This is a genomic window from Streptomyces dioscori, from assembly GCF_003024195.1.
Classification (GTDB): domain Bacteria; phylum Actinomycetota; class Actinomycetes; order Streptomycetales; family Streptomycetaceae; genus Streptomyces; species Streptomyces dioscori.
The window spans coordinates 137,089-144,644 of record NZ_KZ679059.1 but is presented as its reverse complement, the minus strand read 5'-3'; the positions used below and the strand labels follow the sequence as shown (position 1 = coordinate 144,644).

Below are 7,556 nucleotides of genomic sequence, written 5' to 3'. Positions count from 1 at the left end.
ATCTACACCGTCTTCGCCGCACTCTCCATCCCCTTCGTCCTCAAATTCGTCAAGGAGACCAAGGGCAAGACCCTGGAGGAGATGGGCTGACGCACGTCCGCCGTGCCCGGCGCATGAACCCGGGGGGAGGGGCCAAGTCCCCGCTGTCCTTCTCCCCGTACTCGTAAGAGGGCGTGCCGCCCCGGTTCCCAGGCCTACAGGGCCTTGAGCCGGGGCAGCACGTTTTCACAGAACAGGTGCATGCTGCGCCACCCCTCGTCGACCGACATCCCGCCGGACAGCGGATGCAGTACGTAGCTGTCGAGGCCCAGCGCCAGACACTCCTCCGGCGTCACGATCCGATAGACGCCCTCGGCGCGCAGCTCCTCCACCGTCGTAGCCCCCGACCTCACCGCCGAGCGGATGTCCGAGGACTGCCAGGAGGCGTACGTACTGGCCTCGTGCAGGAAGTGCTCGCCGTGCTCGGCCCACGCCCGGTCCGGGTCCTCGGCGAGGTGCAGCAGCGGTGTCACCGCCGCGGGCATCATGGTCCAGCCCTCGGTCCCGTACTCGACGAGCCGCTCCTTGTAGTACGCCTCGATGTCCGGCAGATGCGCACTGGGGAAGAACGGCAGACCGAGCCGTGCCGCTCGCCGGGCCGCGGCCTTCGAGGAGCCGCCCACCAGCAGCAGGGGGTGCGGGTCGGAGAAGGGCCGCGGAGTGACCCGTACGGTACGGCCGCGGTACTCGAAGTCCTCGCCGGTCCAGGCCTTCAGCAGGGTCTCCAGGAGCTCGTCCTGGAGGGCGCCGCGGCGCTTGTAGTCCACGCCGAAGAGCGCGTACTCCTCGGGCCGGTAGCCGATGCCCGCGACCGTGACGAGGCGGCCGCCGCTGAGGAGGTCGAGCACGGCGATGTCCTCGGCCAGGCGCAGTGGGTCGTGCAGCGGGCCGATGATCGCCGAGACCGTGACCGCGATCTTGCGGGTGGCGCCGAAGACCGCGCCCGCGAAGGTGAACGGGGAGGGCAGCCAGTTGTTGGGCGCGCCGTGGTGCTCCTCGGTCTGGACGGTGGTCATGCCGCGGTCGTCCGCGTAGGCGGACATCTCCAGGGCGGCCTTGTAGCGGTCGCTGAGGGAGGGGGGTGTGGGGGTGGGGTCGACGAGGTTGAAACGTACGACCGTTACGGGCATGGGGCCCCCTTCGCCGGCGGGTGGGGTGGTGGGGGTGACGGTAGCTGACGGGCCGTCAGCTGGCCAGGGTTCTCGCCCCCGCCGCCCCTACCCGTTCCCGTCCACGCATGGGGCTGCGCCCCTCGCCCCCTGTCGCGCTTCGCGCTCGTCCTCAAACGCCGGACGGGCTGAAGATGTGCGGACGGTCCGCTGGTCTTTCAGCCCGTCCGGCGTTTGAGGACCGGGGGTTCGGGGGCAGCGCCCCCGAGTACGTGACGGGGAGGGTAGGGGCGGCGGGGGCGCGAAACACGGTGCGGGCGGGCCGCAGGGGTGGTCGCGCATACTGGACCCGTTATGGAAATCGTCATCCTTGCTGTAGTCATCGCCGTGGTCGTGATCGGCGCGCTCGGCGGCCTGGTCGTCGGCAGCCGCCGGCGCAAGCAGCTGCCCCCGCCGCCCCCCGCCGCCCCCGACATCACGGCACCGCCGGCCGAGCCGCACATCGGCGACGAGGCCGAGACGCCGCGCGACGAACCGCGCCGCACGATAGAGGAGGTGGATCTTCCGGACGCCTCGGCGACCGCCCCGGTCGAGGTCGAGGTAGAGGTCCCGGAGCCGACCGCAGGTCGCCTGGTGCGGCTGCGCGCCCGGCTCTCCCGCTCGCAGAACGCGCTCGGCAAGGGGCTCCTCACGCTCCTCGCGCGCGAGCACCTCGACGACGACACCTGGGAGGAGATCGAGGACACGCTGCTCACCGCCGACGTCGGCGTGCAGCCCACCCAGGAGCTGGTCGAGCGGCTGCGCGAGCGGGTGAAGGTGCTCGGCACCCGCACGCCCGAGGAGCTGCGCGGCCTGCTGCGCGAGGAACTGCTCACGCTGCTGGTGCCCGACTTCGACCGCACGGTGCACACCGAGTCACCGCTGGACACGCCCGGCATCGTGATGGTCGTCGGCGTCAACGGCACCGGCAAGACCACCACGACCGGCAAGCTCGCGCGCGTGCTGGTCGCGGACGGCAAGCACGTGCTGCTCGGCGCGGCCGACACCTTCCGGGCCGCCGCGGCCGACCAGCTGCAGACCTGGGGCGAGCGCGTCGGCGCCCGTACCGTACGCGGTCCCGAGGGCGGCGACCCCGCCTCGATCGCCTTCGACGCGGTCAAGGAGGGCATCCAGGAGGGTGCCGACGTCGTACTGATCGACACGGCCGGCCGGCTGCACACCAAGACCGGCCTGATGGACGAGCTCGGCAAGGTCAAGCGTGTCGTCGAGAAGCACGCGCCGCTCGACGAGGTGCTGCTCGTCCTGGACGCCACCACCGGTCAGAACGGTCTGGTGCAGGCCCGCGTCTTCGCCGAGGTCGTGAACATCACCGGCATCGTCCTGACCAAGCTCGACGGCACGGCCAAGGGCGGCATCGTCATCGCCGTACAGCGTGAGCTGGGTGTCCCCGTCAAGCTCATCGGTCTGGGCGAGGGCGCGGACGACCTGGCCCCGTTCGAGCCGGAAGCGTTCGTGGATGCCCTTATCGGAGAGTGAGAACGCGTACGACCCGTACGCGCGTGATGAAGGGCCCCGCTCCATGGTGCAGATGGAACGGGGCCCTTCCGTATCGGCAGGCCTCTGTCGAGGAAGCCTGTGCCGACAGCTCTGTGCGGCCGGGTCCGTACGGCCTGCCGATGTGGCCTGCCTACGTGGCCTGGTTCATGCGCGCGAGCGGTGTGCCACGTACGCCAGCGTTCCCAGCAGCAGGCGGGCCGCCGGCGGCTTCGTCGCCGAGTCGAGCGCGGGGGAGCGGAGCCAGCGGACCGGGCCGAGGCCGCCGCGGTCGGAGGGCGGGGCCGTGATGTACGTACCGGACCCGAGGCCGTGCAGGTCGAGTGTGGCGTCGTCCCAGCCCATGCGGTAGAGCAGCTGGGGCAGTTCGGCCGCGGCGCCGGGTGCGACGAAGAAGTGGGCGCGGCCCTCGGGGGTGACGGTCACGGGGCCCAGCGGAAGACCCATGCGTTCGAGCCGGACCAGGGCCCGGCGGCCCGCCGACTCGGCGACCTCGATGATGTCGAAGGCGCGGCCCACGGGGAGCATCACCGCGGCGCCGGGGAACTCGCCCCAGGCCTCCGTCACCTCGTCCAGTGTGGCCCGCGCCGGGACGACGGGTGCGAAGTCCAGGGGATGCGCGCCACGGCGGGAGCAGTCCGCACGGCCGCACGAGCAGGCGCCCGCGGCCGCGCGGGCGCCGGGCACCACGTCCCACCCCCACAGTCCGGTGAACTCGGCCACGGCCGTGCACTCCGAGGAGCGGCCGCGGCGACGCGAGCCGGACCGAATTTCGCGGATGCCGCCGATCGTGAAATCCATGCCCCCTCCAACGGGTCCAGCGTGTCCATGGTTACGTCACGGAATCGAGTAGTGACTCTCAGTTGCCGTCCGTACTCTCAGTTCCCCTCCGCGCGCGGTTCGAATGCGGCGCCCGGATGCGTCACGGGTGGTGCGTCCCACTTCGCGCGCCCCGGTGTGCGTCGTTGCGCCCACTTCCGGCCGTCATGTGTCAAGTGAATCGCGTGGTGGCCACCGCGAGTTCATTCGAAGGGGTGGCGAATGGTGGCGTTTCCGGGATCGTCATGGCTGGAGCGGTGATCGTAGGATTACTGTGAGTGCACAGGTCCTGGGGACGCATGCACTTGTGGGTATGCCGGAGGCAACTCGGCTTCCCGTTCGATGGGTGAGAACAGCCGGACGGGCGGCCCTGTTTACCGGCATTCTGGTAGGGCTTGGCGCATACAGCGCGCAAGCGGGTTCAGGGATGGGGGCGTTCCAGTGGGCGGCAACGGCGGAAGCGGGACGACCGCGACTGGCACGGACAAACGCCCCAATGAACTGTTGGGTTCGTGGTTCGTGCGCAGCGGCTGGTCCAAGGGCGAGCTGGCGCGCCAGGTCAACCGCAGAGCACGCCAGTTGGGCGCCAACCACATCTCGACGGACACCTCGCGCGTCCGCCGCTGGCTCGACGGGGAGAACCCGCGCGAGCCGATCCCGCGCATCCTCTCCGAGCTGTTCTCCGAGCGCTTCGGCTGTGTCGTCGCCGTCGAGGACCTGGGCCTGCGCGCCGCCCACCGGTCACCGTCCGTGTCGGGCGTGGACCTGCCCTGGACCGGCCCGCAGACGGTCGCCCTGATCAGCGAGTTCTCCCGCAGTGACCTGATGCTGGCGCGCCGCGGCTTCCTCGGCACGTCCCTCGTCCTGTCCGCGGGACCCACGCTCATCGAGCCCATGCAGCGCTGGCTGGTGCCCAGCCCCGCCACCCCCCGCGCGGAGCCCGCCGCCTCCGCCGCCGCCTCGCGCCGCCCCGGCCGGCTCTCCCAGCCCGAGCTGGACCTCCTGGAGTCCACCACCGTCATGTTCCGCCAGTGGGACGCCCAGTGCGGCGGCGGTCTGCGCCGCAAGGCGGTCGTCGGCCAGCTGCACGAGGTGACCGACCTGCTCCAGGAGCCGCAGCCCGAGGCCACCACCAGGCGGCTGTTCAAGGTCGCCGCCGAACTGGCCGAGCTGGCCGGGTGGATGAGCTACGACGTGGGGCTCCAGCCCACCGCCCAGAAGTACTTCGTGCTCGCCCTGCACGCCGCCAAGGAAGCCGCCGACCGGCCGCTGGGCTCGTACATCCTCTCCAGCATGAGCCGCCAGATGATCCACCTGGGGCGGCCCGACGACGCGCTGGAGCTGATCCACCTCGCCCAGTACGGCAGCCGGGACTGCGCGAGCCCTCGTACGCAGTCGATGCTGTATGCGATGGAGGCCCGTGCCTACGCCAACATGGGGCAGCCCGGGAAGTGCAAGCGGGCGGTGCGCATGGCGGAGGACACCTTCGAGGACGCCGAGGAGTTCGACGAGCCCGAGGCCGACTGGATCCGCTTCTTCTCCGAGGCCGAGCTGCACGGCGAGAACAGCCACTCCTTCCGCGACCTCGCCTACGTCGCCGGGCGCAGTCCCGCGTACGCGTCGCTGGCCGAGCCCGTCATGCAGAAGGCCGTCGACCTCTTCGAGAAGGACGCCGAACACCAGCGTTCATACGCCCTCAACCTCGTCGGAATGGGCACGGTGCACCTCCTGCGGCGTGAACCCGAGCAGAGCACGGTCCTCGTGCGCAAAGCCCTCACGATCGCCAAGAAAGTGCGCTCGGAGCGGGTCAACACTCGTATCCGAAAAACAGTCGACACGGCCGTCCGCGACTTCGGGGACCTCGCCGCCGTCATCGAGCTGACCGATCAGCTGGCCATCGACCTGCCCGAGACCGCAGAGGCGGTCTGACCCCCCAGTACGCCGGCCGCGGCCACCGTCCATAACAGCCCGACTCGGCTCCCCCATGCCAGGTCATCGGACGGAGGCCGCGGCCGGTCCCCTCTTTGCGCCTAAGCCGGCGCCGCTCTCGCGGAGGTGGCTGAGCGGCGTGGGGGTTGCTCAATTGATGGCTGAGGCTGTGGTCGACAACGACTCAGGGCGCGGCCCGTGGAAGGTTGCGCCACGATAACGATCGGGAGCGCCACAATCCGGCGGTTCATCGACGCGTAACACGCACGTTCTCTTCGTCACCCGGGCGAAACATGCAGGGGCTCCGGTCGAAACGGCGCTGCGCCAATCTCTGGCACATAACCGGCCCACCCCTCACAACCGCTCATGGCTTCGCCCGCACGGGGCCGTACCAACGACGAGGAGACGCCGATGGCACCAGCCATCACGCTTGCTGCAGACGCTCCCACGCTGTCTGCCGCCAACACCGGATTCATGCTCATCTGTTCCGCCCTGGTGCTGATCATGACCCCCGGACTCGCCTTCTTCTACGGAGGCATGGTCAGGGTCAAGAGCACCTTGAACATGCTGATGATGAGCTTCATCAGCATGGGGATCATCACGATCCTGTGGGTCCTCTACGGCTTCTCCCTCGCCTTCGGCACCGACTCGGGCAGCGTCATCGGCTGGTCCTCGGACTTCGTCGGCTTCACCGGCATCGGGAAGACGGAGCTCTGGGACGGCTACACCATCCCGATCTACGTCTTCGCCGTCTTCCAGCTGATGTTCGCGATCATCACGCCCGCCCTGATAAGCGGCGCCCTCGCGGACCGCGTGAAGTTCACCGCCTGGTCCCTGTTCATCGCCCTGTGGGCCACGGTCGTGTACTTCCCGGTCGCCCACTGGGTCTGGGGCACCGGCGGCTGGGCCTTCGAGCTCGGCGTCATCGACTTCGCCGGCGGTACGGCGGTCCACATCAACGCGGGTGCCGCGGCACTCGGTGTGATCCTCGTGATCGGCAAGCGCGTCGGGTTCAAGAAGGACCCGATGCGCCCGCACAGCCTCCCGCTGGTGATGCTCGGCGCCGGTCTGCTGTGGTTCGGCTGGTTCGGCTTCAACGCCGGCTCCTGGCTCGGCAACGACGACGGCGTCGGCGCGCTGATGTTCGTCAACACGCAGGTCGCCACCGCCGCCGCCATGCTGGCCTGGCTCGCCTACGAGAAGATCCGCCACGGCGCGTTCACCACCCTCGGCGCCGCCTCCGGCGCGGTCGCCGGTCTGGTCGCCATCACCCCGTCCGGCGGCGCGGTCTCCCCGCTCGGCGCGATCGCGGTCGGTGCCATCGCCGGTGTGCTGTGCGCCATGGCCGTCGGCCTCAAGTACAAGTTCGGCTACGACGACTCGCTCGACGTCGTCGGCGTCCACCTCGTCGGCGGTGTCGCAGGATCCCTGCTGATCGGCTTCTTCGCCACCGGCGGCGGCCAGTCCGACGTCGCGGGCCTCTTCTACGGCGGCGGCCTCGACCAGTTCTGGAAGCAGTGCGCCGGTGTCTTCGGTGTCCTCGCCTACTCCCTCGTGGCCTCCGCGGTCCTCGCCTTCCTGATCGACAAGACGATCGGGATGCGCGTCCCCGAGGACGACGAGATCGCCGGCATCGACCAGGCCGAGCACGCCGAGACCGCATACGACTTCAGCGGTGCCGGCGGCGGCGCCGCCACCCGCACCGCGCCGCCGGCCCCGGTCGCCGGTGCCGCGAGCAAGAAGGTGGACGCATGAAGCTCATCACCGCCGTCGTCAAGCCCCACCGGCTCGACGAGATCAAGGAGGCCCTCCAGGCCTTCGGCGTCCACGGCCTCACGGTCACCGAGGCGAGCGGTTACGGTCGTCAGCGGGGCCACACCGAGGTCTACCGCGGTGCCGAGTACACCGTCGACCTCGTTCCCAAGATCCGTATCGAGGTACTGGTCGAGGACGACGACGCCGAGCAGCTGCTCGACGTCATCGTGAAGGCGGCCCGTACCGGCAAGATCGGGGACGGCAAGGTCTGGTCCGTCCCGGTCGAGACGGCGGTCCGGGTCCGGACCGGCGAGCGCGGACCCGACGCGCTGTAGTCAGCAGACGAACAGG

Annotated in this window: 7 protein-coding genes; 5 read left to right on the top strand and 2 right to left on the bottom strand. The window is 70.0% G+C overall.

The window, feature by feature from the left end; genetic code table 11:
• A partial coding sequence (locus C6Y14_RS45970; RefSeq protein WP_404828908.1) for an MFS transporter occupies positions 1 to 90 on the top strand: 90 nt, incomplete at its 5' end.
• Positions 91 to 194: 104 nt separating this feature from the next.
• Here the strand turns inward: C6Y14_RS45970 and C6Y14_RS39910 are convergent.
• Positions 195 to 1,169: an LLM class flavin-dependent oxidoreductase gene (locus C6Y14_RS39910; protein ID WP_107021819.1), complete on the bottom strand. Its 975-nt coding sequence runs from the start codon at positions 1,167 to 1,169 to the stop codon at positions 195 to 197.
• 333 nt (positions 1,170 to 1,502) lie between these two features.
• Here C6Y14_RS39910 and ftsY point away from each other — a divergent pair, with 333 nt between their 5' ends.
• Entirely contained in the window at positions 1,503 to 2,684 is a 1,182-nt protein-coding gene (ftsY, locus tag C6Y14_RS39905) for a signal recognition particle-docking protein FtsY (protein WP_107021818.1), read from the top strand.
• Between the two features lie 165 nt (positions 2,685 to 2,849).
• Here the strand turns inward: ftsY and C6Y14_RS39900 are convergent, their stop codons facing one another.
• A complete protein-coding gene (locus C6Y14_RS39900) occupies positions 2,850 to 3,503 on the bottom strand; it encodes a bifunctional DNA primase/polymerase (protein WP_107021817.1) in 654 nt (217 codons plus the stop codon).
• A gap of 459 nt (positions 3,504 to 3,962) precedes the next feature.
• Here C6Y14_RS39900 and nsdA point away from each other — a divergent pair, with 459 nt between their 5' ends.
• The 3 genes from nsdA (at position 3,963) to C6Y14_RS39885 (ending at position 7,540) form a co-directional block, all read left to right on the top strand.
• Entirely contained in the window at positions 3,963 to 5,450 is a 1,488-nt protein-coding gene (gene nsdA / locus C6Y14_RS39895) for a transcriptional repressor NsdA (protein WP_107021816.1), read from the top strand.
• A gap of 411 nt (positions 5,451 to 5,861) precedes the next feature.
• Entirely contained in the window at positions 5,862 to 7,205 is a 1,344-nt protein-coding gene (locus C6Y14_RS39890; RefSeq protein WP_107021815.1) for an ammonium transporter, read from the top strand.
• On the top strand, positions 7,202 to 7,540 hold the full coding sequence (locus tag C6Y14_RS39885; protein ID WP_055510557.1) for a P-II family nitrogen regulator: 339 nt from the start codon (positions 7,202 to 7,204) through the stop codon (positions 7,538 to 7,540). Before C6Y14_RS39890 ends, C6Y14_RS39885 begins: the two co-directional genes overlap by 4 nt.
• Positions 7,541 to 7,556 lie beyond the last annotated feature (16 nt).